Source organism: Flavobacterium sp. NKUCC04_CG (assembly GCF_019345525.1).
Lineage (GTDB): Bacteria > Bacteroidota > Bacteroidia > Flavobacteriales > Flavobacteriaceae > Flavobacterium.
In genome coordinates this window covers 105,946-130,731 of record NZ_JAHKRA010000007.1, presented here as the reverse complement: position 1 = coordinate 130,731, position 24,786 = coordinate 105,946, and the positions used below count along the sequence as shown (strand labels likewise).

22 protein-coding genes are annotated in these 24,786 nt (G+C 36.2%); 11 read left to right on the top strand and 11 right to left on the bottom strand.

The annotated features are described in order from the left end of the window. The first annotated feature begins 33 nt into the window (after positions 1 to 33). The 4 genes from KO524_RS07560 (at position 34) to KO524_RS07545 (ending at position 5,565) form a co-directional block, all read left to right on the top strand. Positions 34 to 2,175, top strand: coding sequence for a M3 family metallopeptidase (locus KO524_RS07560; RefSeq protein ID WP_219292561.1), 2,142 nt, complete (start codon positions 34 to 36; stop codon positions 2,173 to 2,175). A 283-nt stretch (positions 2,176 to 2,458) separates the two neighbouring features. Continuing rightward, positions 2,459 to 3,955, top strand: a complete 1,497-nt coding sequence (gene lnt / locus KO524_RS07555; protein WP_219292559.1) for an apolipoprotein N-acyltransferase — start codon at positions 2,459 to 2,461, stop codon at positions 3,953 to 3,955. A 171-nt stretch (positions 3,956 to 4,126) separates the two neighbouring features. Next, positions 4,127 to 4,792 carry a hypothetical protein gene (locus tag KO524_RS07550; RefSeq protein WP_219292557.1) on the top strand — a complete coding sequence of 222 codons (666 nt, stop codon included), beginning with the start codon at positions 4,127 to 4,129 and terminating at the stop codon, positions 4,790 to 4,792. Between the two features lie 11 nt (positions 4,793 to 4,803). Further along, positions 4,804 to 5,565: a hypothetical protein gene (locus KO524_RS07545; RefSeq protein WP_219292555.1), complete on the top strand. Its 762-nt coding sequence runs from the start codon at positions 4,804 to 4,806 to the stop codon at positions 5,563 to 5,565. Between the two features lie 78 nt (positions 5,566 to 5,643). On the opposite strand, the gene KO524_RS07540 is transcribed toward KO524_RS07545, so the two are convergent. From KO524_RS07540 to KO524_RS07525, 4 genes are all read right to left on the bottom strand, one after another. Beyond that, complete coding sequence (locus tag KO524_RS07540; protein ID WP_219292553.1) at positions 5,644 to 6,516, bottom strand: pseudouridine synthase; 873 nt, start codon at positions 6,514 to 6,516, stop codon at positions 5,644 to 5,646. A 91-nt stretch (positions 6,517 to 6,607) separates the two neighbouring features. After that, entirely contained in the window at positions 6,608 to 7,528 is a 921-nt protein-coding gene (locus tag KO524_RS07535) for a geranylgeranylglycerol-phosphate geranylgeranyltransferase (RefSeq protein WP_219292551.1), read from the bottom strand. 53 nt (positions 7,529 to 7,581) lie between these two features. Next, entirely contained in the window at positions 7,582 to 8,520 is a 939-nt protein-coding gene (locus KO524_RS07530; RefSeq protein WP_219292549.1) for a mevalonate kinase, read from the bottom strand. A gap of 71 nt (positions 8,521 to 8,591) precedes the next feature. Further along, a complete protein-coding gene (locus KO524_RS07525; protein ID WP_219292547.1) occupies positions 8,592 to 8,942 on the bottom strand; it encodes a cysteine-rich CWC family protein in 351 nt (116 codons plus the stop codon). Between the two features lie 280 nt (positions 8,943 to 9,222). Here KO524_RS07525 and KO524_RS07520 point away from each other — a divergent pair, with 280 nt between their 5' ends. The 3 genes from KO524_RS07520 to KO524_RS07510 all read left to right on the top strand — a co-directional run bounded on the left by KO524_RS07520 (position 9,223) and on the right by KO524_RS07510 (position 11,794). Beyond that, positions 9,223 to 9,522 carry a hypothetical protein gene (locus KO524_RS07520; protein ID WP_219292545.1) on the top strand — a complete coding sequence of 100 codons (300 nt, stop codon included), beginning with the start codon at positions 9,223 to 9,225 and terminating at the stop codon, positions 9,520 to 9,522. Positions 9,523 to 9,599: 77 nt separating this feature from the next. Further along, the gene (locus KO524_RS07515) at positions 9,600 to 11,156 is read left to right on the top strand and encodes a SulP family inorganic anion transporter (protein WP_219292543.1); all 1,557 of its coding nucleotides are present in this window, start codon (positions 9,600 to 9,602) and stop codon (positions 11,154 to 11,156) included. A 2-nt stretch (positions 11,157 to 11,158) separates the two neighbouring features. Further along, entirely contained in the window at positions 11,159 to 11,794 is a 636-nt protein-coding gene (locus KO524_RS07510; RefSeq protein WP_219292541.1) for a carbonic anhydrase, read from the top strand. A gap of 176 nt (positions 11,795 to 11,970) precedes the next feature. On the opposite strand, the gene KO524_RS07505 is transcribed toward KO524_RS07510, so the two are convergent. From KO524_RS07505 to KO524_RS07490, 4 genes are all read right to left on the bottom strand, one after another. After that, on the bottom strand, positions 11,971 to 13,404 hold the full coding sequence (locus tag KO524_RS07505; protein ID WP_219292539.1) for a COG3014 family protein: 1,434 nt from the start codon (positions 13,402 to 13,404) through the stop codon (positions 11,971 to 11,973). An 11-nt stretch (positions 13,405 to 13,415) separates the two neighbouring features. Next, on the bottom strand, positions 13,416 to 14,009 hold the full coding sequence (locus tag KO524_RS07500) for a penicillin-binding protein activator LpoB (protein ID WP_219292536.1): 594 nt from the start codon (positions 14,007 to 14,009) through the stop codon (positions 13,416 to 13,418). Between the two features lie 23 nt (positions 14,010 to 14,032). Further along, positions 14,033 to 14,395: a hypothetical protein gene (locus KO524_RS07495; RefSeq protein WP_219292534.1), complete on the bottom strand. Its 363-nt coding sequence runs from the start codon at positions 14,393 to 14,395 to the stop codon at positions 14,033 to 14,035. Between the two features lie 316 nt (positions 14,396 to 14,711). Next, the gene (locus tag KO524_RS07490; protein ID WP_219292532.1) at positions 14,712 to 15,791 is read right to left on the bottom strand and encodes a diphosphomevalonate/mevalonate 3,5-bisphosphate decarboxylase family protein; all 1,080 of its coding nucleotides are present in this window, start codon (positions 15,789 to 15,791) and stop codon (positions 14,712 to 14,714) included. A 119-nt stretch (positions 15,792 to 15,910) separates the two neighbouring features. On the opposite strand from KO524_RS07490, the gene KO524_RS07485 reads away from it, so the two are divergent. Continuing rightward, positions 15,911 to 16,387, top strand: a complete 477-nt coding sequence (locus tag KO524_RS07485) for a TspO/MBR family protein (protein WP_219292530.1) — start codon at positions 15,911 to 15,913, stop codon at positions 16,385 to 16,387. An 87-nt stretch (positions 16,388 to 16,474) separates the two neighbouring features. Here KO524_RS07485 and KO524_RS07480 read toward each other — a convergent pair whose 3' ends face one another. Continuing rightward, a complete protein-coding gene (locus KO524_RS07480) occupies positions 16,475 to 17,704 on the bottom strand; it encodes an NAD(P)/FAD-dependent oxidoreductase (protein WP_255555195.1) in 1,230 nt (409 codons plus the stop codon). Between the two features lie 281 nt (positions 17,705 to 17,985). Between KO524_RS07480 and KO524_RS07475 the strand changes: the two genes are divergently transcribed. Further along, entirely contained in the window at positions 17,986 to 18,531 is a 546-nt protein-coding gene (locus tag KO524_RS07475) for a hypothetical protein (protein WP_219292528.1), read from the top strand. Here the strand turns inward: KO524_RS07475 and KO524_RS07470 are convergent. Continuing rightward, positions 18,526 to 19,443, bottom strand: a complete 918-nt coding sequence (locus KO524_RS07470; RefSeq protein WP_219292526.1) for a GYDIA family GHMP kinase — start codon at positions 19,441 to 19,443, stop codon at positions 18,526 to 18,528. The genes KO524_RS07475 and KO524_RS07470 overlap by 6 nt on opposite strands. Before the next feature lie 3 nt (positions 19,444 to 19,446). Beyond that, positions 19,447 to 20,763, bottom strand: coding sequence for a hydroxymethylglutaryl-CoA reductase, degradative (locus tag KO524_RS07465; RefSeq protein WP_219292524.1), 1,317 nt, complete (start codon positions 20,761 to 20,763; stop codon positions 19,447 to 19,449). A 232-nt stretch (positions 20,764 to 20,995) separates the two neighbouring features. Here KO524_RS07465 and KO524_RS07460 point away from each other — a divergent pair, with 232 nt between their 5' ends. Continuing rightward, positions 20,996 to 23,167, top strand: coding sequence for a S9 family peptidase (locus KO524_RS07460; RefSeq protein WP_219292522.1), 2,172 nt, complete (start codon positions 20,996 to 20,998; stop codon positions 23,165 to 23,167). 24 nt (positions 23,168 to 23,191) lie between these two features. Next, entirely contained in the window at positions 23,192 to 24,766 is a 1,575-nt protein-coding gene (locus tag KO524_RS07455) for a peptide MFS transporter (protein ID WP_219292520.1), read from the top strand. Positions 24,767 to 24,786: the final 20 nt, after the last annotated feature.

Below are 24,786 nucleotides of genomic sequence, written 5' to 3'. Positions count from 1 at the left end.
TTTTTATAAGTTTACATAACCTAACTAATGATCATGAATACGAGCTTTCGTTCTATTATAATATTAACCCTCCTTGCTACAGGTACTTTGTCGTGTAAACGGGAAAATACCGCGTACAGCAGTGGAGAAAACAATCCGCTTATGGCTACTTGGGAAACCCCTTTTGAAGTTCCTCCTTTTGATGAAATTGACAATAAAAATTTTGAAACCGCCTTGTCTGAAGGCATCAAAGACCAACAAGAAGAAATCGATGAAATCACCAAATCCAAGTCCAAGCTCACTTTTGAGAATACTATAGTCGCCTTCGAAAACAGCGGTCTGTTATTAGATCGAATCTCATCGGTTTTCTACAATCTTTTAAGTGCAAACACCAACGATGATTTACAAGCCACGGCTATAAAAATGGCTCCGATATTGTCCGAACATCAAGACAACATCTATCTAAATGCCGCTTTGTTCAAAAGGATACAATTGATATGGGAGGCTAGAGAGGCCCTAAAACTAAATCAGGAACAACGGACTTTATTGGAGAAAACCTATAAAAAATTTGTTCGAAATGGCGCTCTACTACAAACAGAGGAACAAAAGGATTTTCGTGCGATTAATCAGCAACTCGCTTTAGCTTCACTTCAATTTGGCGACAATCTGTTAGCCGACAGCAATGCCTATGCCCTGGAGGTATCCGATAAAAAAGAATTGGCGGGATTACCTCTAGATCTTGTCGAAGCTGCTGCCGCAGAAGCCAAAGCCCGCGGTAAAGAAAACAAATGGGTATTCACTTTAAACCACGGTAGCGTGATTCCCTTTCTTCAATATGCCGAAAATAGAACATTGAGAAAAACGATTTGGGAGGCTTACCAAAACCGAGCTAATCAAGATAATAAATACGACAATAAGAAACTGGTAATCGAATTAGCCAATTTAAGAATGCAACGCGCACAATTATTGGGTTATAAAAATCACGCTTCTTATGTCTTAGAGGAAAACATGGCTAAGAATCCTGAAACGGTTTATCAGTTACTGGATAAGTTATGGAATGCCGCTCAAGTAAAAACGAATCAAGAGGAACAAGATATTCAGAGGTTACTGCATCAAGACGGTATCACGGAGAATGTCCAACCTTATGACTGGCGATTTTACACCGAAAAAATCCGTAAATCCCGTTTTGACTTCGACGAAACAGCCCTTAAACCGTATTTGAGTTTACCTCAAGTACAGCAGGGTGTTTTTGACGTGGCTACCAAACTTTATGGACTACAGTTTACGGCCTTGCCCGAACTTCCCAAATATCATAAAGATGTTACAACTTGGCAGGTTACTGAAAAAGATGGAACCCTAGTGGGTATTTTATACCTTGATTTCTTCGCGAGATCAAACAAAAAAGGAGGTGCCTGGATGACGTCGTTCCGCAAACAACAAACTCACGACGGAAAGCGGATTGCTCCGATTATCTCTATCGTTTGCAATTTTTCAAAATCAACTGATAACGCCCCTGCACTATTGACGTTTGAAGAAACCACCACGGTTTTTCACGAGTTTGGACATGCTTTACACGGCTTATTGTCCAATGTAAACTACAGAAGCCTTGCCGGCACTAATGTGCCTAGAGACTTTGTTGAATTGCCTTCGCAGATCTTAGAAAACTGGGCAGCACAACCCAGCGTATTAAAACAATTTGCCAAGCATTACAAAACCGGCGAAAGCATTCCAACTGCCTTGATAGAAAAACTTCAAAAGGCACAGACTTTTAATCAGGGATTTGCTACTACAGAGTATTTAGCAGCGTCTTTATTGGATATGAAATACCATACACAAACACAAGAGATAGACGAAGATGTCAATGCTTTTGAATCGAAATTGACACAACAATTAAAATTGACCAACGCCATCATTCCACGATACCGCAGTACGTATTTTATGCATTTGTTCGCCGGAGGTTATGCGTCGGGTTACTACAGTTATATCTGGTCTGAAGTTTTGGATGCCGATGCGTTTGAAGTTTTTAAAACCAACGGTTTGTTTGATGCTAAAACAGCGCAAAGTTTTAGAAAAAACATCTTGGAAAAAGGCGGTACAGAAGCCCCTCTAAAGTTATATTCTTCCTTTAGAGGGCACGAACCCAACCCGAAAGCCTTATTAGCTAAAAGAGGACTTTTATCGTCTTTAGATGATTAAATAGGTTCGAATATTTTTCTACTTAAAAACAAAAAACTCGTTAGTTTTCACTAACGAGTTTTTGTTTTATGCGTTTTTCAAGTTGATGATTTCTTGAGTAGTCAAAGTTCTCCATTTTCCTCTTGGAAGGTTGAACTTGGTTAAAACTTTCACTGCAACACATCGAAAGAAACAAACAAATACGCAACTATTTTAAATCAAAACTGTTAAAACTGAAATATTTGTAAAAAAAACACGTCTTTAATATAAAAGCAATACGTGTCACTTATTAATATACCTTAATTTGCAAATCAAACAACTAATCACAAACCAAAAACAATGGATAACCTATATCCTATTATTAATTATTGTATTTCTTGCGTGGAATTACTTTGGCTTATTATTTATACTTTACCTATACTTTCTACTCAAGCACTTTGATAAAGCTAAAGACGAAAAGTTTACACAATATGTTCTAAAATCAATAATCCTACTCACAATCTGGCACTTAGGCGTTTTATTTTGGATGATTCCTATTGAAAATGGTGAAGGTATATTAGGTTTTATAGGTAACCTAATTTATTATCTCCTCTTCTTTATTATAATATACTTTATACGAAATAGAATAAAATCCGATATTTTTTTAGTTATCCCTTTATGGTTGATTTTTGAACACCTCACAGAATTGAGTCCCTTTTCGTTTCCTTGGTTAACCATCGGCAATGTATTATCCACCAACACATCCCTTATTCAATGGTTTGAATATACAGGTGTATTAGGAGGAAGCTTCTGGCTTTGGTATGTGACTTACTCTTTATACATGCACAAAAAACACATAACTCTTGTACTACTACTTCCCTTACTTATATCGTTTTATCTCCTATATAACAATAAATCAACTAATAAGGTACATCATGAAAATTTTACTTATATAACCTTTAATTCCGAAAAATACTTTGCACAAAATCCTTATCAAGATAATAACAAACATGCTTTTTATATAAGAGAACTTATGTCCTTTTTAAAATCCGATGCAATCGTTATTCCAGAGCAAACTTTTCGAGGAATTTTATATGATAAGATAAATAACGAGCTCTTCTATTCCTACTTAAATGATTTATTAAACAATCACTCAACGACCGAAATCCACATGGGGATAACAGCGATTAATAATACGAACGCCATAGTTAATGCATTCGTTTCTTTCAATAAAGACAAACATTATCTTAAAACAAAGAAAAAGCTGATTCCCTATACGGAGTATCTTCCCCAAAAAATATCGAAATCTTTAAGAAAAACCAGTTTTCATCCCAATATCTCTGACTCATTAATATCTATAAAAAAAGATTTAAAAACATCACCATTAATATGTTATGAGTCCATATATTCTCACTTCGTTGCTAACGACTCATCGGATTCAAATCTCATACTTCTGATAACTAGTGAAAGCTTTTTTCAACAATCTAACTTTGGAATGAATCAGTATAATAATATTCTAGCCTTAAGAGCTATTGAAAATCGATTACCTATTTTAAAAGCTTCCAATTACGGTCATTCTCTATTAATTAATAAAACTGGAAAAGTAATACATAAGACAAAAGATGAAATCGGTATATTTAAAATCACTAAAGAACCTATTCATGATGGAACTTTCTACATCAAATTTACCAATAGATATATTTTTTCAATACTACTGATATATACGTGTTTTCTTTTTTTAAAGAAATATATAATCAACAAATTCAATTACGTCTCTAAATTTTTATTTTATCTGCTGATACAATATTTCAGTCCCTATTGAATACACAAAACCAATCGCTCTAGCAGCACTACAATTCCTATTAATCACATTTATTTATATGCTAATTTGTTTTTTTTCTAAATAATGGTGTTAAAAATGTAATATTTTCAAAAATACTAAGTCTATATTATATAACGCTCTATTAACCATTAACTAAAAACTTATTTTAAGATGAAAAAAACATTTTTTATAATGATTGTAATTACTGGTATTATCGTTACGCTAATATCGGGTAAAAGCCCCGATTTAAATTCAACTCCATGTCATAATGAACGATCTTCAGAAGCAACGATAACGATTCGCCTACCTAACGGTCCTTTCAATTTTCGGAATCCAGGTTTCGAATACTATATACCAACACCTGATCTGAGAACAAGTTCTTCAAACCACATACCAGCACGTTGGCTAACAGAAACAAATAACTTTTACTGCATGGTCACTGTGACTGCACCTAATTGCCCAACATGGAGTTGGGAAGGTGCTTTAGCTCCAGAAAACAGAACAAACCATAATATGAAAATAAAGATGCCTCATCCAACTTATATAGCTACCGTACAAGTAGAATATTATGAAACGGGGGAAGTTCAAGGAGGCTTGCAATTTAACCAACCTAGACCAGGAGACTACTTTAACTCCCCAACTAGAGTAAAATATGTCGGCACCATAAATATAAATGGCGGAAGAAAAACAGCGGATATAGTCAATATGAGAGCAGAACGAACCATAACAACACAATTCACTGTTAATTTGGACGGATTCAACCACGATCCCCGCTACAAAGGAACTATTAATCCCGACCTATTGGGAATCAATCAATTAATCGAACAAAACAAATAAATTCTTTATCTATGAAAACACACTTTAGAAATTTACTATATTTAATACTAGTGTTCTTAAATATACTAAGCCTTTCTTCTTGCTCACAGGATGAACAATTAGACACCAACCCATTGAAATCCAATTACAAAGAAGGATTAATGACTTATTACGACTATATCGCAGAGATGGCAAGACCCATGGCACCCGGTACGGTTTTAATACAAAATAATTCTACTATATATTATCAACAACCTGAGGAAGAAGATAAAGGAATTATAATTAGTGCAACTGCTGATTCGCCTATTTATCCCATTCATTTTTTTGACGACAATGGAAGCCCTCTCGACATCATCAATACTACTGATTCGCAACTTACTGAGCGTCTTTACGGCAAACATTTAAAGTACGCTATCGACAATAAGAGTTACAGTTTATATACGCCACAGTTGTTGTATGTAAAAGAACCGGACTATGCTCTAAAGCCCGGTAGTACAATAACCTGGAATACCGATGCAAAAAATGAGAAAGGAGTTGTGATCTGGCTTACTTATAAACCTACCACACAAATGCGTTGGGATATTATGGAGAAAAATAGAAATTACATCACGGAGGGTTGGGTTGTAGAAGACAAAGGTTCTTATGTATTTACGGAAGAAAATCTAGAAAAGCTACCTAATGGTGCCCAAATAAATCTATTTATACTGCGTACTAATTTTGCCTATAACGGTTTAAAAAAGCCCTCTGTCATTGTTTACTCCATGCTATCAACCGAATGCCTACTCCAAAAATAAATCTTTAAAGAAAAAGAGCGTTTTATCCTGTTCCATAAAAACAAAAAACTCGTTAGTCTTCACTAACGAGTTTTTGTTTTATGCGTTTTTCAAGTTGATGATTTCTTGAGTAGTCAAAGTTCTCCATTTTCCTCTTGGAAGGTTGAACTTGGTTAACCCAGCAAATACCACTCGGTCTACTTTCAGTACATTATAACTTAATGATTCAAATAAATTACGTACCGTTTTTACATTGGTCGCTTTTAATTTGATTCCAATTTCCGTTTTAGGTTGATCGTCCACATAGTTAATCTCTTCGATATAAACTTTATGACCATCCAGGGTCAATCCCTTTTCCAATTTTTCTAAATCTTCAAACTTTAGATTTTTATCTAAAGAAACTTGATACATTTTAGAAGAACGTTGGTTGGCAGTTGTAAACTTTTGAATCATTTCGGTATCGTTGGTAAACAACAACAAGCCCAAAGTCGTTTTGTCCATTCTTCCGATTGGGCTCAACATGCTTTTGGATGCTCCTTTCACCAAAGTCAATACATTTTCTGGACTAACAATTTCTTCTGATATCGTCGAAAAACCTTTAGGTTTATTCAACAATACATAGACTTTTTTCTCCGGATTGATTACTGCACCATCAAAATTAACGACATCGCCCGGTTTAACTTGGAACCCCATTTCTACAATTACCTCTCCGTTAACCTTTACGTTACCAGAAACAATGTAGATGTCTGCTTCTCTTCTTGAGCAAACTCCTGAGTTTGAAATATATTTATTTAATCGGATACTATCTTCATCTAAAGAAGTGACTTTCTTCTGTTTAGGTTTTCTTTCAACCACCGGTTTCGCACTAACGAATGTTGATTTCTTAACATCCTTTTTAAAAGTTTTCCCCTTTGGCTTATTCTTACTAGAGCTTTTCTTAGCGTTTTTGTCGCTTCCCTTACCGTTATTCATATTACTTATTTTTGCAAAGATACCATTTAAATAGACTACTATTAATTAGTTTTTTCGCGAATTGCGATAAAAATTTTTACACTGTACTGCTTTACAATCCGTTAAAGAGCTGTTTGCCGTTAATTACAACACTCGGATTGATTAAAACTATAGAAAAAACACCCAATAAAATCAGCAGTTTTAGACTGATATGCAACTGATGATATTGTAGAATGGTTTGTGATTTCCAAAGTTTAAACGTAAAAAACAGTAAAACAATCAAACTAAAATAAAAATAAATACTCATGTATCCCACTTGATGCTCTTCTACTAAAAAGTAAACGGGAAGCACGGTAAGTACCACCAGATAAGTGATCACTCGCTTGGCCGTATTTTCGCCAAATCGAACTGGAAAGGTTTGATATCCGTTGGCCAAATCGCCTTTGATGTTTTCCATATCCTTAACTATTTCTCGAATCAAGACTATAAGATATAGAAATAACGCATGTAAAAAAATACCTTCGTAATAGTTTTTAAAATACATCAAGATACCAAAAAAAGGAAATACAACCAGAAAAGAGGCGGTTAGGTTCCCAATAATCGGGTATCTTTTGAGTTTATGTGAATAAAACCACAACAGAAAAATATAAGCTGAGAAGAACAATCCAGCATGCCAAGACACCACGGTTACCAGTCCTACAGAAACAAAGTTGAGAAAAAAGTAAACCCGTAATTTAGTTCTCTGACTTACCAAACGATCCAACATATTTTTTTTGGGTCTATTGATAAGATCTTTCTCTTGGTCGTAGAAATTATTGATGATATAACCCGACGCTATCGCCAAGGTGGAGCAAAAAATGATGATAAACAATTGGGGATCCAAAAGCACATCCAAAGCCCGTTTATTCGGCGATAAAATAAATATAGACGCCAAATATTGCGCTACGACTATAACGAATATATTATACCCACGAACTACAGAAAAGAAACTGAATATTTTCATCAATATCAATTTTGTTTTCCTTGAAAGCATGAGTTTAATGTTTATTCGCCTTTAGCGAAGGTTAAGGTTGTTAAATAAAAAAATTAAAATTGGTACACCACTTCAAGCTCATAGTCTTTTAAAGAGGCTTTAGCTTTTTCTAAATCTTGAGTAAACCCAAGTATATATCCGCCGCCTCCAGATCCGCACAATTTAAGATAGTAGTCGTTAGACTCTATTCCCTGTGCCCATATCTGATGGAATTGTTCCGGAATCATCGGTTTAAAATTGTTTAAAACCGTTTTAGACAATTTTTTAGTATTTGAAAAAAGGGCTTTCATATCGCCATGTAAAAAACTTTCAACACAAGCATCGGTATATTTTACAAATTGATTTTTTAGCATTTTTCTAAACCCTTGATCTTTTAGATTTTCCATAAAGATGGTAATCATCGGAGCGGTTTCTCCTACAATACCGGAATCCAACAAAAACACAGCACCCTTACCCTGAGTACTTTGAGAAGGTAATCCGGTAGGCTCTACATTGTCTTTGGAATTAATCAAAATCGGCAAACTCAGATAGCTATTTAAAGGATCTAACCCAGAGCTGGTTCCATGGAAAAAAGATTCCATTTCTGCAAAAACCGTTTTGAGCTGTATCAATTTTTCACGGGTTAAATTCTCTAAAACCGTGATTTTATCTTGAGCATAACGATCGTAAATCGCAGCAACCAAGGCACCGCTACTCCCTACTCCATATCCCTGTGGGATACTGGAATCAAAGTACATACCGTTTGCAAGGTCGAGGTGCAATTCCTCCAAATTAAAAACAACCAATTCGGGTTTGCTCTCTTGTAAATCTTCTAAGTAGGCTGCAAAATTACGCAGACTCTGATTGGATTTTTCAGTCTCCTCAGTAGGTGTATCACCCATTTTCAAGGCTCCCTTATAGAAGTTATAAGGGATGGAAAGTCCTTTGGAATCTTTGATAATTCCGTACTCTCCAAATAGTAATATTTTCGAATAAAATAATGGTCCTTTCATAGCGGTAAAAGTGATATTTTGAATACAAAAATACGCATTTTTTAAAAGATAATCGCTTTATTAACTGATTTTTATAGAAACTGGCTTTTAAAACCATATACACAATGCCTACAGCCGTTTTGGCAGCATTGTCCTTTCATCAAATGATACTGTTCGGTAAACACAAAATATTCGTTTTCGATATAATAATGAACCCCTTCTACCATTTCACTACGGCGTTTTGGAAATTCATTTACCAGCGAAAAAGCGACCATCTCATCCATTTTTTTTAAGCAGGAGTTACACAAGCACTTATGAAAAGTGGTTCCTAAAAAAGCAATGGTTTCGGGGCGCAGAGTCAGTTTTTGACAATCGCAATTTTCAATTTCTTCTGCCGCACAAACAATAGGTGCTTTACAATGGGTACAAATCTGTGGTTTCAATAGCTGCTCTTATTTTTAATAAACTACAAGTATATTGCAATAATACAACAGCATAAAACAATTTAACATTACAATAGAAAATTAACTGAGTACAACAGCTGTAAAAACCACACCTATAAATTTAATTTAAGTTTAACAAGAATAAAACAGTCAAAAAGCAATGAAAAATATATTTTTACACCCAAATAATAGTGAGTTTATTAAATTTTGTGTGTTCATCCATAATCTACAAAAGAAATAGACTTCACTTTTACACTCGAAAAACGTCGCATACCCATTTATGAAAATACTGAGTTTACTTGTATTAGGTTTCTTTATCAATTTCCTCGCATTGCCGACTATTGCGGTTGCGCTCGATATTGACCTAAACATTCCTACGATCAGTATTTCAGAAGAAAACAAAAAGCCCATCACCAATACCGAAGAAGAGCATCACCCTTTTAACATACTCGATCATTTAACAGATCTTACCTTAAACCGCACAGCCTCTGCAAAAAATGCACCGACTGTACATACTAACGATAGGTTACCTCGTATAGATATACGTGAGATTCCCTATCCCCCTCCTGACTTAGCATAAACTTTGACCGTATTCTATAGGCTGTAAAAAATATTTTTTTTACACAATCCCCTATTGTCAAATTTTATCTAAAAAAAATGAATAACACACATATATTTACAAAACTGAAAACCAGTTTTGCGCCCGGGCTTGTCGTTTTTTTAGTGGCCCTACCCCTTTGTTTGGGAATTGCTTTAGCATCGGGTGCACCTCCTATTGCAGGAATTATCAGCGGGATTATCGGTGGTATCGTTGTCGGATTTTTAAGCAATTCCAACATCAGCGTAACCGGACCCGCAGCAGGTTTATCTGCTATTATATTGAGTGCCATTACCGATTTGGGTTCGTTCCAATTGTTTTTATGTGCCGGTATCATCGCTGGAGTACTTCAAGTTGTGCTCGGCTACCTACGCTCCGGTACTATAGCCAATTTTTTTCCGAGTAATGTCATTGAGGGAATGCTCGCCGGAATCGGTGTCATCATCATCATCAAACAAATTCCTTTAATATTCGGAGTTACTTCCCTATCGACCTTATTTAACGATGGCAGCATCCTTAATCAAATTCATTTTGGAGCTGTAATCCTCACGGTAATATCACTGGGTATTTTGCTCTTTTGGGAAAAAAACCCCTTTTTAAAGAAAATCAAAATGCTCCCTGGGGCCTTAGTAGCCGTAGCCGTAGCTATCTTGATTAACTTTATCTGGATTCAAACCAACTCGAGTTTTGCTATTAGCGGCTCTAACCTGGTTTCGATTCCAACGTTTCAAAATGCTTCGGAACTCGCCAATATCCTAGTACTACCCGATTGGAGTGGGTTTTTAAATCCAGCGGTATGGATTATCGGCTGTACCATTGCACTGGTTGCTTCCATAGAAACCCTATTGTGTATTGAAGCATCGGATCGTTTGGACCCTTTAAAGCGAAACACAGACACCAATAGAGAGTTAAAAGCGCAAGGAATTGGAAATGTATTAAGTGCCTTAATTGGCGGTATACCCATGACATCAGTAGTCGTTCGATCTTCTGCCAATATCAATGCAGGAGGAGTCTACAAAACCAGTACAATCATACACGGAGTATTTTTACTATTAGCCATTTTAGCTATACCCTTTGTACTGAACTTAATACCGCTAGCTACGCTAGCAGCTGTATTGGTATTGGTGGGATATAAATTGGCCAAACCCGTATTGTTTATTCACTTTTGGAAAAAGGGATATACGCAATTTGTGCCGTTTGCAGCTACTTTTGCCATGGTTGTCCTATCTGATCTTTTAATCGGTGTTGCTGTTGGACTTGCCACCAGCGTTGCTTTTTTATTGTTTGGAAACTTAAAAAAAGCTTTTAAATACGAAAAGAGAAACGATCTAGATACGCCTGTTTTCCACCATATCAAATTGGCAGAAGAGGTTTCTTTCCTTAATAAGTCTGCGATTAAAACCCGTTTACACAGCTTGCCGAAAAACTCTGTAGCTTATATCGATGCTAAACAATCCGTTTATATTCATATCGATATCGTCGAACTGATTGAAGACTTTATCAATGCACACGCAAAAGAAAAGAACATCAAAGTTCAAATAAGTGGTTTTCACAAGAAATACCATGCCGAAAACCCAAAAAACAACATTATTCTTCAACATAGAAAATCCATCTAATTATGAACACCATAACAGCAGAAATATTAGCCAAAACATCACCTTTAGAAAGTTTAAACATCTTAATCGAAGGAAATAATCGCTTTGTAAGCAACTTAAAATTCAATCGTAATTTTTTAAGCCAAATTGAAGAGACCAAAAACGGACAACATCCGCACGCTATCGTATTGAGTTGTATGGACAGCCGTACACCTATTGAACACATTTTTGACCAAGGAATCGGAGATATTTTTAGTATCCGTATCGCAGGTAATATCGTCACAGACGAGGTTATTGGAAGCCTTGAGTATGCCTGTAAATTAGTTGGAACAAAATTAATTCTCGTACTAGGTCACAGCCAATGTGGCGCTATCACAGGAGCTTGCCAAGAAAAGAAGTTAGGTAAATTAACCAATGTACTGGCTAAAATTAGTCCAGCTTTAGAAACGATCAAACAACGCGAGGAGTGGGAAGAATATTCCGAAAAAGAATTGATTTCTGAAGTCACCAAAGAGCATATAATTCAGTCTGTAAGAGCGATTCCAAGACAAAGTGAGGTATTAAAATCCTTATTGGAGCAAGACCGAATCGGAATTGTTGGTGCACACTATGATGTATCAAGCGGAAAAGTAGAAATACTGACGCAGAAGTTTATTTAAATCGGAATGGAAGCTTGGAACTCGCGAGTTCTAAAGACCGCTTCCTAGCTAAACATTGCTGACGAAATCTCTGCACTTAAAAAAACCGTTAATCAAAAAAGGGGTTATCTGTACAGATACCCCCTTTTTTATATCGTTGACTTTTGCGAGTTCAAGACGACTGTATTCTAAATCTCTTATTTTAGAGTAGTATAATTATAGAACTGCATTTGACCGTTGGATTCGACATGTATTTGATCCTTAACCAACTCACCATTATGCTTCCTTAAGTCGATTTCAATAACGTTATTACCTGCTTTTAGAGGAACGCGAACATAATTAATTTGCGACGGAAGGGTTTGCCAGTTTCGGGTATCGGCTTTTTCAGAAATCATATTAAACAATTGCACACCAATGCCCAATCCTTCCAAAACCGCATTATTTCCATCACTTGATTTTGCCGAAGAACTCAAAGCGTATTCCGCCCCTTTCTTAATGGCCAAACGCGTCAATATTTGTCCCATTTCTTTTCCAAATCGCTCTTTTAAAGTTTGAACTGCCAGTTGGTCAATATCTTCGACTTTTTCAAAACTAAAGGTTTGCCCATCAGCTGAAGTGATTTTTGCCGAATTATAAAGCGGCACTCTAGAAACATATTCTGGATAAGCAACCCTTAAACTGTGAACGGCATCCAAACTGGATCCACCACCACCGATACTAAAATCAAAAGGAATGATTAATCCACCTGCAACATCGGTAAAAAACATGCTACCGTTAGACCCTTTTACAAGTGTAAAGACCAAATCTTTCTGAATTTTGATTGGTGCTACACCATTTTCCCAAAAAACCACCAACTCTCCCGCTGCTCCAGCATCATAATCCTTAAAGCTCAGATTGAATTGTTTTTCAAATTTTTGAAGTTCGCTGGTAAAACCTACTTTAGAAGCCATTCGCATCACATCATATTTTAAGTTTTCAGGCAACACTACACCATAATAAGTTTTATCGTCGCTAGCCTGAAAAACCTCAACAGCATTCCGATATGCTATAAATGCGTTGTTATAGTCCTTATCTTGTTCATAAATTAAACCCTGTAAGATTAAAGAAAAAGCATCTTTACTATAGCGCGTATTCTTTTCATTAAACTTATCGCCTTGAGCTTGATTTTGCAAGCTAATACGCCTTGCTTCGACAATAGCTTCTTGAGTTTGTCCTAAGTACAAATAATTTAATGCCTTATAATAATGAAGCATAAAAATTTCAAAATCTTCTCCTTTATAATTTTGAGACATCGGATTAAGCACAGCTCCTACCAAAGCATCAGAAGTACTCTTTAGCCCTACTTCAATCAACAAATCGGCCTCATTAAAATACCGATTACTATTGACATAATCACCGTTCAAATGAGCCACACGCCCTTTCTCCATCAGATACAACAATTTGTTACGCGGCTTTTTCAGTAAGGCGTTTTTCTCTAATATTTTGTCGGCTTGTTTGATGTCGCCTGAGGCTACATTTTGGTAATATTCCGCAATACGTTCGTGATATGTGGCACAACTAAATACGAAAAACATCAACACAAAAAGCGTTGATGTTCTCTTAATATGAGCTATACCTCGATGATTAATCATTTAAATGAGGTTTAGTTTTTGACGTATTTCGCAATTTTTTTATCTCCAATCCAAACCACTTCACCGGTTTGAATATTAGTCAATTCTAAATCAACTTGATAATAAACCACTTTTTTCTTTTTATGCGAATCAACTATAGAATTAATTGACCCTTGAAGTATATAATCCGCACCGTTTTCTAAACCGAATTTCTTCATGGTTGAAATCGATGCATTGGTCTGCTGATCTGCTTTTTCTGCACGTAATTCTTCTCTTTTCTTTCCGCCTTGCACCAAACGCACTCGTTGCGATTGTATAAACGTACGCTCCACATCTTTTACAAATGTTTCCGCATCGATATGTTCATGACTTTTATTCAATACCATCCCGACAATCACCACCGGTTTTTTACCTTGATGTTCTTCCGTATGATTTCCAATCCAAGGATCGTTTAATATTTTATTAGTCATTTCTTCAGCTACCTCACGAGAGTCTGTATTGTTCCAGCGCCCACTAATATCAATGGTTTCTTCTGTACTAACTCGAGTTACTTGTCTTCCACAAGAAGAAATAAATACACCTGAAGCAACCATAAGTGCTGCTATTGCGATACGTTTTAACTGCATAATCTTATTTATAAATTAAATTTTTAAAATGAAAACCAAAAATCTCCCGATCTAAAACCGATATTGGGAACATATCTTCTCCAACTGTTCCACGAATTGTAATAATACGGTGAATTATAATCCGAATAATAAGTACGATTCATTCGAGCCTCATGATTTCGTGTTCGTCTTAACGCTTTGCGCTCTTCTCTTTCATCATACCAATCTCGCGCTTTATAAGTCTGTTGTAATGTCGTACCCAAAGTTTCCGAAAGACTATCATTGATGCGCAAATATTTATCCTCACTTTCTCTAAAATTAGGATTTTGATCCGCAACTTGAGCGAATAAAGAAACTGTACTTAAGACGGTAACAGAAAAAACCAAAATTTTTAATAACTGTTTCATATCTAAATATTATTTTCATTAAGCTTTAAAGCTAGCATTTTATCTCCAAGGAATTGACTTGCAAAAAACACCCATAAACTTTGACCTGACAACGACTAATTAACCTTTCGACAACCGTCGCTTTCAAATCAACACCCTACCAGCAAACGCTTTATTATATAAAACAAAATACCGATAAACTACTTATGGCACTCTCTCAAATTTAATAAAATAAAATGATAAAATTGCCAACCTTCTATAATATAGTAATACAAAAAGAATACCACTTTTAATTTAGAGAACAACAAGGCCTCTTTAGTACTCAATAAAATAGTGACTACAGCATTTTTTTGGCTCCAAAGCCCATCTCATCTACTATATAATGCCCATTTTGACATAAAGGAGCTAAGGTATTTTCAACAAATTCTAATACCTTCTCACAATCTTTCTTCGGAAACAATAGATGAACATTGGCACCCGCATCTAATGTAAAACACAGAGGCACTTTAAATTGACTTCTAAAACTCCATATACATTCAATAATCTGCAGCGTATTCGGTTTCATCAGAATAAAATAAGGCATCGAAGTCATCATCATCGCATGCAAGGTCAATGCCTCACTTTCTACTATGGCAATAAAAGTCTCCAAATCACCAGATTCAAGAGCTTTCTTTAATTTGGATAAATTCTCAGGAGCCTGCTCAAACCGTTGTTGAGCAAAGGGATGATTATGCATTAAATCATGACCTACGGTACTTGAAACCTTTTTCTCTCCTTTATCTACTAATAAAATTACATCTTGATAATTCTTAAAAACAGTATGTAACTGCCCGTCAAAAGGCACACCGAAATAATCAGAACTACCGGAAATTTCAGGATGAGTTCCCCACACGACTACCTCGCCGGAGATACTTCTACAAGCACTTCCAGAGCCCAAACGAGCCAAGAATGAAGCCTTTTGATTAAAGAACTCTTCCGTTAAGTTTGGATTTAATGCCTTTTCCAACTGCATTAAATTTACTGCTAGCGCAGCCATCCCTGAAGCAGACGAAGCAATACCTGAACTATGCGGAAAGGTGTTTTCGGTATGTATTATAAAATGATAATCCTTAATATAAGGGCAATAGTTCACAATGCGTTCTAAAAATTTTTGAATTTTCGGCTTAAATTCTTCCTTCGGTTGCCCGTCAAAAAACAAATCGAAACTTATTCCCGAGGCTTCTTTTAATTGAAAATCGAGCTTTGTAATCGTCTTGCAATTGGTCAAGGTAAAACTCAAAGAAGGATTTGCTGGAATCTGATGTTCTTTTTTCCCCCAGTATTTCACCAAAGCGATATTGCTCGGTGCGCTCCACTGAAAAGCACCCTTTTCTATTTTCTTTCCACTAAACTCAAATATAAATTTTTCTTGCCCCATGTTTTTGCTTATTTTTATACAACTAATACCGAGTAAAAATTCCTAATCAGTCTTTTTTACACCTTATAAATACAAAGATAATTTTTTAAGATAGATTCCGAACTTATAAAGCTACTGAGATGAAAAAAATAATAAAGATTACTTTGGGTATATTGATTTGTTCCGGTGTTGGCTATTTGTCGAGTATCGTTACGCGAACCAGTTTAAACACTTGGTATCCGTTAATCGCGAAACCGTCTTTTAATCCGCCTAATTACGTATTTCCAATTGTGTGGCCCCTACTCTACATCTTGATGGGAATCGCGGTTGGGATGGTCTGGAACCGTTTTGCGACTAAGGAAAGACTAGTCAAAAACGCCTTGATTTTATTTGGAATTCAATTGGTATTAAACGCTTTATGGTCTATTTTGTTTTTCGGAATGCAAAATCCAAGAATCGCCTTTTTCGAATTGCTTTTACTCTTGCTTTTCGTTTTATTGAGCTGTCGTCAATTTTACAAAATATCACCCTTAGCCGCCTATTTATTGATACCTTATATACTGTGGCTCAGTTTTGCAGCAGTGCTCAATTACAGCATTTGGACGCTAAATTCCTAATACCAATAAAGCACAAAGTTTAAGCGTACACTTAAACTTTGTGCTTTATATATTCATTATACAGCATGTATTACCCTACACCTTATATTATTTTTGATTTATACGTTCTGCAATTGCAGTAGCGGCAATAAAACCTGTTGTCCAAGCATTTTGAAAGTTAAACCCTCCAGTAATGGCATCTATATTTAAGATCTCTCCGGCAAAGAAGACATTCTTTAAAAGTTTACTCTCCATAGTTTTAAAATTGACCTCTTTTAAGTCTATCCCACCTGCCGTAACAAACTCCTCTTTAAAAGTGCTTTTTCCATTGACCTGAAATTCTGAATTTGTCAACTGAGTCGCCAACGCATGCAATTCCTTTTTATTGAGATCAGCCCATTTGGCTTCTTCTGTAATTCCTGCAGCCAATACCAAACGTTCCCAAAGGCGATTCGGAAAATCAAAAGGTGATTTTTTCACAACAATCTTTTTCGAATGATCCTGTTTGATTTCAGCGAGCTTTTGTTCGGCATCTTCAACGTTAAAGTCATCTGTCAACCAATTCACCTGTATGTGAAATTGATAATTTCTGGCTGCCAATTCTCTGGCCCCCCATGCGGACAGTCGTAAGATACCTGGCCCGCTAAGCCCCCAATGCGTAATCAACAAAGGTCCCGTTGCCTCTAACTTCAATCCCTTAACCTTAACCGTGGCAGCAGCAGAAATCCCCATTAAGTCAACCAATCTTTTGTCTTTAATATTAAAGGTGAACAACGAAGCAACCGGTTCGATGATTTGATGAGCCTGACCAGCCAATAAACCCCATATTTTAGGATTACTACCCGTTGTAAACACCAAATAATTAGCTTCAAAAGCCCCTTGATTGGTATCTATTTTCCAACTGTCATCTTTTTGAAAAACGTCTTGAACACTGTAGCCCGTTAATATATCGATATTTAATTCCGCAGTAGCTTTTAAAAAACAATCGATGATGGTTTCCGAAGAATCGGTATCTGGAAACATTCGTCCGTCGTCTTCGATTTTTAAAGAAACGCCTTTCTTTTCAAACCACTCTATGGTATCTCCGGTACAAAATTGATTAAATGGACCGCGTAATTCTTTGGATCCACGTGGATAAAATTCAGTTAATTCTTTGGGATCAAAACAAGCGTGAGTCACATTACATCGCCCTCCGCCCGAAATACGAACTTTCGATAAAACTTCTTTTCCCCTTTCTAGAATCGCTATTTTTATTCCTTTATTTTTTTCCGCTAAATTAATAGCTGTAAAAAATCCTGCGGCACCACCACCCACTATTAATACCTCGTAATTCTTCAATACCGCTTGTTTTTGAGTTTTAAAAAGTATAACTTTTAATTCTCTCGAAAAAAAATTATCTTTACGACAAAGATAAGTACTTTAAGCATTTATCAAATTCATTCAAAATTAAAAAATTGCTACCGCTGGCAAAAAGCGTCTATGACGGACAAGGCGATACTATAATGATTTGAATTAAAGAGAATCGCTTTATGAAATCGCTTTTAAAATTGGGTTATAAGCAAACACCATAATAGACAAGGCGATACTAAATGACCTGCATACATCAATTAAATCTATATATGAAAAAATTTACTTTTCTCTTGATCATCGTTTTCTTTTCGATGTGTAAAACCGTAAAACCGATCTTTAGCAAAACTGAAGAAACCATAGAAGAGACCATAGAAAAAATTAAAGAAGAAGATCGTTTACCTAATGAAAAGGACGTGATAGACCTGCCGGACTACGCACAGGTTCGCGACGATTTCCGTTCGGTTTCTGAAAAGACAAAAGAAAACTACCTCCGCGGTATGAGAGCCACGGAACCACAATATGCGGTAGTGATTTTAACCAAGGGATACAAAGGAGAAAACATCCGTTTAAAAGGCGATGAAAAAACCTATTTTAACGGCATGACTATGTCTGATTTAAAAACGGGAATTGCCAAGTCAGTACGCGTGGACAACTCCAAAGATTTAGTTATTCACGACAATTTCACAGGCAAAAGTTTAACCATAGAAAGCGACCACCTTAAAATGTTTAAGTTTATTTATATATTGAAAAATAATTCAGATAAAGAAGTTCCGTTTAGAGTAACTTTCAGCAATACTTTACGTCCGGTTTTATAGAATTATTTCATCGTATGCCAACACCGTATCAAATCCCTTAGCCTTAAAATATGCTTTGGGATTTTTTTTGGACGTTACCAAAACAAAATCGCCACCCCAAGCTCCTAAACTTTTAACTACACCATCAAAATCATCAAAATACATTTTTTTTACCTTGGGCATTCCAATTACCGAAGCAATAACCGTTTCGTGTTGTTCGAGTAATTCTTCGAATTTTTCCAGAGTATCCGCAATTAATAATTGCTCTGTAATCGCGTTGATATCCGATTGTTTTGATTTTAGGTCGCCTTGATACTCGCGGTATTTGGCAATACCTGCCTTACTACTTTGCTTTTGATTGAGGTATACAAAATAGAGATATTCCGAGAATTTGGGTTTAAAAGTAAGTTCAACAACACAAGCACCGTTCTTTGTTTTTGTATATAAAATAGGTGTATCTCGCTGGGCACAAGCAATATCGTATCCGCTTCCACCGAAAGAAGCATCCAACAACCAAAAAGCATCTACTTCAACCCACTGCGCAATGTTATTGATCAGTGTTGACGAAGTTCCCAATCCCCATAATCGCGGAAATTCCAATCGGGTTTCGATATAAAATCCCTTAGCCTTCGAAAAAAAGTCGGGTTTTGCCTCATGTGCTGCACGTAATATACTTAATAAAGTTTTGAGGTAATCTGAATCCGTTTCCACAATCTCTTGATTGAATATACGGCTTATAGCAAAATGCTCTTCCATCCAAACATCGCCATTTACGTCTATAGACTTCCAGTAAATTTCTCCGTTTTCACTTGGAAAAACAGTTAAATCCTGCCCGTATTTAGTAGGTAAGGCCAATGCTTGAGCCCCATCTAAAACCAAATACTCGGCGGTAATCAATAATTTTCCATGACTGTAAAAACGCAAATTTTTCATCCTTTACTTTCTAAGACTCTCCAACAGCTCTACCACAGCAGCATGGGAAACGATGTTTTTCTCAAAATGCAAAACCGCATTTTTACGTTCGTCATCGGTGGCTTTAAATTGGTTAAGTATATTTTTTAAGTGCATTTTCATATGTCCTTGTTGAATTCCAGTAGTCGTCAACGATTTTAAAGCGGCAAAATTCTGCGCCAATCCGGCAACCGCTACAATCTTCATCAAATCCTCTGCATTGGGATTTCCAAGTAATTTAAGCGCAATTTTAACCATCGGATGCAAGGATGTTAGTCCACCAACGGTACCTAGAGCCAAAGGCAAATCTAGCCAAAAGGTAAAAATTCCGTCTTCTACTTTAGCGTGAGACAAACTCGAATAACTTCCATTTCTCGCAGCATAAGCATGTACACCTGCTTCAACAGCTCTAAAGTCATTTCCCGTAGCCAAAACCAAAGCATCAACACCGTTCATGATCCCCTTGTTGTGCGTTACAGCTCTAAAAGGTTCCACCTCGGCTATACGAACAGCTTGAATAAACTTCGCTACAAATTCTTCTGGATTGGCTATTTCTGAAGAAGCCAAATCGGCAACAGCACAGCTCACTGAAGCTCGAACACAACAGTTAGGCACATAGTTAGACAAAATACTCATCACTACTGCCAATTCCCTTTCTACTTCATTAAACTCTGTATACACCAACACCTGTTCCTTTAAGGTTGCAGCTATTTGCTCCAAACAAGTATTGATAAAATTTGCCCCCATGCTGTCTTTGGTGTCAAAAGTGACATGAAGTTGGTAGTAATTTTCTAGCGCTAATGTTTTGTCTCTAAGTTCGATTTTTAAAATACCCCCACCGCGTTTTCTCATATTTTGAGTTAACAGTTCGGTATCGGAAAAAAATTGATTTTGAATCGAATCTATAAATCGAGCTAACTTTTTGAAATCTCCTTTATAGATAAAGTGAACTTGACCTATTTTCTCTACATCTAAAACGCTGGCTTTAAAACCGCCGCGCTCCAACCAAAACTTGGCCGACTTCGATGCAGCAGCAACCACCGAACTCTCTTCAATCACCATCGGAAGCGTATAATTGCGGTCATTGATCACAAAATTAGGCGCAACACCAAAGGGTAAATAGAAATTAGTAATCGTGTTTTCAATAAATTCGTCGTGTAACTTTTGTAAGTCTTCATCGGAATTCCAATAGGTTTTTATCAATGGGACAACTTCTGTTGCATCTGAAAAATAGGTTGTGGCAATCCACTTTAATTTTTCCTCCTTAGTCCATTTCGAAAATCCTTTGATATTTGATGCCATTATCGCCTTTTTTAGTAGTGCAAATATAAGTGTTTTCGACGGCATATAAAATCGGATGTAAAATCTTAAGTCCTGTCAAATCGATTTCAAAAAAGCATTTCTTACAATTTTAATAGAATAAAACCAGCTAAGAAGCGGTAATATTGGCTTTTTTTTGGTTAATTGAAAAAAAAAGCTGGCAAGGCTCATATTTTTTCACTAAAATTGGAAGTTTTTTTGACAGTAAACTATAATGAATAAAATACAGACTACGCTTTTATTTTGTCTTATCGCTTTAAATGTAGCATTTGGTCAAAAACAAATTTCTTTAAATGAAATTTGGAATGGATCTTTTCAATCTCAGAGAATGGTATCCGTGAATTCGATGAAGAATTCCAACCAATACTCTTTAGTAGAAAACAGTCCGATTACTTCGAGCTATCAAATTAATTTATTTGATTTCGCTAGCTTAAAAAAAGTAGCCACACTTTTCGATACAGCTCTTTTTTCTGAAATTGGAAGTATCGACAGTTATAGCTTTAGTGCCGATGAGAAGAAAATCTTAATTGCTACCAATTCAGAGGCCATTTTCAGACGATCATTCACGGCGGATTACTATGTTTATGATTTAACATCTAAAAAAATTCAAAAAGTAGCCGACTTCCCAATTCAGGAGCCCGTATTTTCTAAAGACGGTCTGCAAATTGCCTTTGCACATAACAACAACCTATACCACTATAATATAGCAACAAAAACGGTTGTACCAATTACTAACGACGGTAAAAAGAACCACATCATCAACGGTATTTCCGACTGGGTTTACGAAGAAGAATTTGCTGTAGTTAGTCAGTTTTCTTGGAATAACGACGGTACCAAAATCGCTTATGTTAAATTTGATGAAACCGAAGTTCCAGAATATTCTATGGATATTTATGGAAAAGCACTATACCCTACTCAAAGCGTGTTTAAATACCCAAAAGCAGGAGAAAAAAACGCTTTGGTTTCGCTACATATATACGATGTTAAAACCCAAAAAACAGCCAGGGTTAATCTATCAAACTATACCGATTTCTATATCCCACGTATTCAATGGACTAAGGAAACCAACTTTTTAAGCGTACAGATCATCAATAGACATCAAAACAATTTGGATTTACTTTTTGTAAATGCTCAAGATGCCAGTGCGAAAATCGTTTTAAACGAAACCGATAATGCCTATATTGACATTACCGACAACCTTACTTTCTTACAAGATAACAGTTTTATTTGGACCAGTGAAAAGGATGGGTACAATCACATTTACCATTATTCTAAATCGGGACAATTACTGCAACAGATTACCAAAGGAAATTGGGAGGTAACCGAATATTACGGTTATAATGAAAAAACAAAAACCCTGTATTTTCAATCAGTTGAAACAGGCAGCATCAAGCGCGATGTGTTTTCGATACAATTAGACGGTAAAAACAAAAAACAACTAACAACGGACTCCGGTACAAATTCGGCCTTATTTAGTCCCAATTTTGATTTGTTTATCAATACGTTTTCTTCAAGCGTACAAGCTCCGGTTTATACCTTAAAAAATTCAAAAAACGGACAAACCTTAAAAACAATTGTCTCCAACGAAAATTTAGACCACAAATTAAAAGCATACGGCTTACCCAAAAAAGAATTTATAGAAATTCCAACGGAAAATGGCGACATGATGAATGCGTGGATTTTAAAACCCGCAAACTTTCAATCCGACAAAAAATACCCGGTTTTGATGTATCAATACAGCGGCCCTGGATCTCAACAAGTAGCGGACAAATGGTGGGATTCCAATGACTTTTGGCACGCTATGTTAACTCAAAACGACTATATCGTGGTAGCTGTTGATGGAAGAGGTACAGGATTCAAAGGTGCAAAATTTAAGAAATCAACTCAAAATCAGCTCGGTAAACTCGAAGTAGAAGACCAAATTATAGCTGCTAAATATTTAGGAAATTTTAACTATATTGACCCCTCAAGAATTGGAATCTGGGGATGGAGCTTTGGAGGCTTTATGTCAACGAATTGTATTCTAAAGGGTGCGGATGTTTTTAAAACCGCAATCGCGGTTGCTCCAGTAACAAATTGGCGTTTTTACGACACCATTTATACGGAACGCTATTTAAAAACTCCTCAGGAAAACGAATCGGGTTACGATGAAAATTCGCCTATATTCTTTGCCAATCAACTCAAGGGAAAATACCTGTTGATTCATGGAAGCGCAGATGACAATGTTCATGTGCAAAATACCATGGTGATGGTAGAAGCCCTGATTCAAAAGAACAAGCAGTTTGACTGGTTGATTTATCCCGATAAAAACCACGGGATTTACGGTGGCGCAACTCGTTTACAACTGTACACTAAAATGACCGATTTTATAACAAAAAATTTATAAGCATACAAACTTAAGAACAACAACATGGAAGAAGACAAAAAGTTAATCGCACATTTAAGCAAGCAAGGTATAGGAGACCAAATGGTCATGGGACATCCAGCAGGATTATTCGTCTTATTCTTTACCGAAATGTGGGAGCGCTTTAGCTACTATGGTATGCGCGCTTTACTGACCATATTTTTGATTAGTAAAGTACTTGATGGCGGTTGGGAATGGACTCGAGAAGACGCCATGCAGCTTTTTGGACTCTATACGATGTTGGTGTATTTTACACCTTTATTAGGTGGAATCATTGCCGATAAGCTAACTGGTTTTAAAAAGGCCATTATACTCGGTGCATTGATCATGACTTTAGGACATGCTGCCATGGCTCTTGAAGGCATAAATCAGAATTTCTTTTATATAGGATTACTTTTTATGATACTCGGAAACGGTTTATTTAAGCCGAATATCTCTTCTATGGTAGGTCAGCTCTACCCAGATAGCAGTGCTAAGAAAGATGCAGGATACACTATTTTTTATATGGGTATTAATGCAGGAGCCTTCTTAGGTATGTTGTTATGTGGTTATATCGGTGAAAAAGTAGGATGGCATTATGGATTTGGTTTAGCGGGAATTTTTATGTTTTTCGGAATGTTACAATTCTATTTTGCGACCAAATTATTTGGATCAGTGGGTGAATCTCCTAAAGAAAAAAGAGAAGCTATTAATAAGGGAGTCGAAACGGAAGACGAAGTAATTCCAAGTAACGTCAAAAGAGATCGTTTGATCGTTGTAGGCGTTTTGATGTTTTTCAGTATCTTCTTTTTCTTGTCGTTTGAGCAAGCAGGAGGTTCGATGAGTATTTTTGCCAAAGATTATACACAACGTGTATTAGAAGGCTCTGCGGGTACTATTTTTAAATGGATTGATGCGCTTTTAACACTATTCCCGTTGGTAATTATCACTTGGGTATTGGTTGGATTAGCTAAAAAAATATATAGCAAATATCCTATTACGATCATTTTCACAGCTATCTCGTTTATTTTAGTATGGGCTTTGGGAATCTGGAAAATTACGAGAGAATTTAATGCTTTAGAAACGGAGATAACCGCTTCTTGGTTTCAGATATTAAACTCTTTCTTTATCATTACTCTAGCTTCTACATTTAGTAAAATATGGGAAAAAGTATGGAACCCATCGGGTCCGATTAAATTTGCTTTAGGTTTGATTTTAGTAGGTATCGGATTTGCCGTATTGGCCTATGGATCACAAGATATTCCTCAGGGAGCAGCAACTGCTTCTGTTAGTATGTTGTGGTTAGTATTGGCGTATTTCTTTCATACTACGGGTGAATTGTGTTTGTCTCCAGTAGGTTTGTCTTATGTGAGTAAACTTTCTCCTAAAAACTTATTGGGTTTGATTTTTGGATTGTGGTTCTGCGCCTCGGCTATTGCAAATGGACTGGCGGGATTGTCGGGATCACTTATCGATAAAATAAGTGCGGAACATTCCATATCTTATTTCTTCGGTATATTTGCCATATTACCTGCAGCAGCTGGTTTGGTATTGATTGCTTTATCTCCTATACTCAAAAAATTAATGCACGGAATTCGTTAATCCAATTATATATAAACACC

Excerpts from the sequence above, each read along its gene's own strand:
- KO524_RS07550 (WP_219292557.1), top strand. The coding sequence starts at position 4,127 with ATGAAAAAAACATTTTTTATAATGATTGTAATTACTGGTATTATCGTT.
- KO524_RS07515 (WP_219292543.1), top strand. The coding sequence starts at position 9,600 with ATGAATAACACACATATATTTACAAAACTGAAAACCAGTTTTGCGCCC.
- KO524_RS07475 (WP_219292528.1), top strand. The coding sequence starts at position 17,986 with ATGAAAAAATTTACTTTTCTCTTGATCATCGTTTTCTTTTCGATGTGT.
- KO524_RS07545 (WP_219292555.1), top strand. The coding sequence starts at position 4,804 with ATGAAAACACACTTTAGAAATTTACTATATTTAATACTAGTGTTCTTA.
- KO524_RS07560 (WP_219292561.1), top strand. The coding sequence starts at position 34 with ATGAATACGAGCTTTCGTTCTATTATAATATTAACCCTCCTTGCTACA.
- KO524_RS07510 (WP_219292541.1), top strand. The coding sequence starts at position 11,159 with ATGAACACCATAACAGCAGAAATATTAGCCAAAACATCACCTTTAGAA.
- KO524_RS07460 (WP_219292522.1), top strand. The coding sequence starts at position 20,996 with ATGAATAAAATACAGACTACGCTTTTATTTTGTCTTATCGCTTTAAAT.
- KO524_RS07490 (WP_219292532.1), bottom strand. The coding sequence starts at position 15,791 with ATGGGGCAAGAAAAATTTATATTTGAGTTTAGTGGAAAGAAAATAGAA.
- KO524_RS07465 (WP_219292524.1), bottom strand. The coding sequence starts at position 20,763 with ATGGCATCAAATATCAAAGGATTTTCGAAATGGACTAAGGAGGAAAAA.
- KO524_RS07540 (WP_219292553.1), bottom strand. The coding sequence starts at position 6,516 with ATGAATAACGGTAAGGGAAGCGACAAAAACGCTAAGAAAAGCTCTAGT.
- KO524_RS07485 (WP_219292530.1), top strand. The coding sequence starts at position 15,911 with ATGAAAAAAATAATAAAGATTACTTTGGGTATATTGATTTGTTCCGGT.
- KO524_RS07505 (WP_219292539.1), bottom strand. The coding sequence starts at position 13,404 with ATGATTAATCATCGAGGTATAGCTCATATTAAGAGAACATCAACGCTT.
- KO524_RS07530 (WP_219292549.1), bottom strand. The coding sequence starts at position 8,520 with ATGAAAGGACCATTATTTTATTCGAAAATATTACTATTTGGAGAGTAC.
- KO524_RS07520 (WP_219292545.1), top strand. The coding sequence starts at position 9,223 with ATGAAAATACTGAGTTTACTTGTATTAGGTTTCTTTATCAATTTCCTC.
- KO524_RS07535 (WP_219292551.1), bottom strand. The coding sequence starts at position 7,528 with ATGCTTTCAAGGAAAACAAAATTGATATTGATGAAAATATTCAGTTTC.
- KO524_RS07455 (WP_219292520.1), top strand. The coding sequence starts at position 23,192 with ATGGAAGAAGACAAAAAGTTAATCGCACATTTAAGCAAGCAAGGTATA.
- KO524_RS07470 (WP_219292526.1), bottom strand. The coding sequence starts at position 19,443 with ATGAAAAATTTGCGTTTTTACAGTCATGGAAAATTATTGATTACCGCC.
- KO524_RS07495 (WP_219292534.1), bottom strand. The coding sequence starts at position 14,395 with ATGAAACAGTTATTAAAAATTTTGGTTTTTTCTGTTACCGTCTTAAGT.
- KO524_RS07500 (WP_219292536.1), bottom strand. The coding sequence starts at position 14,009 with ATGCAGTTAAAACGTATCGCAATAGCAGCACTTATGGTTGCTTCAGGT.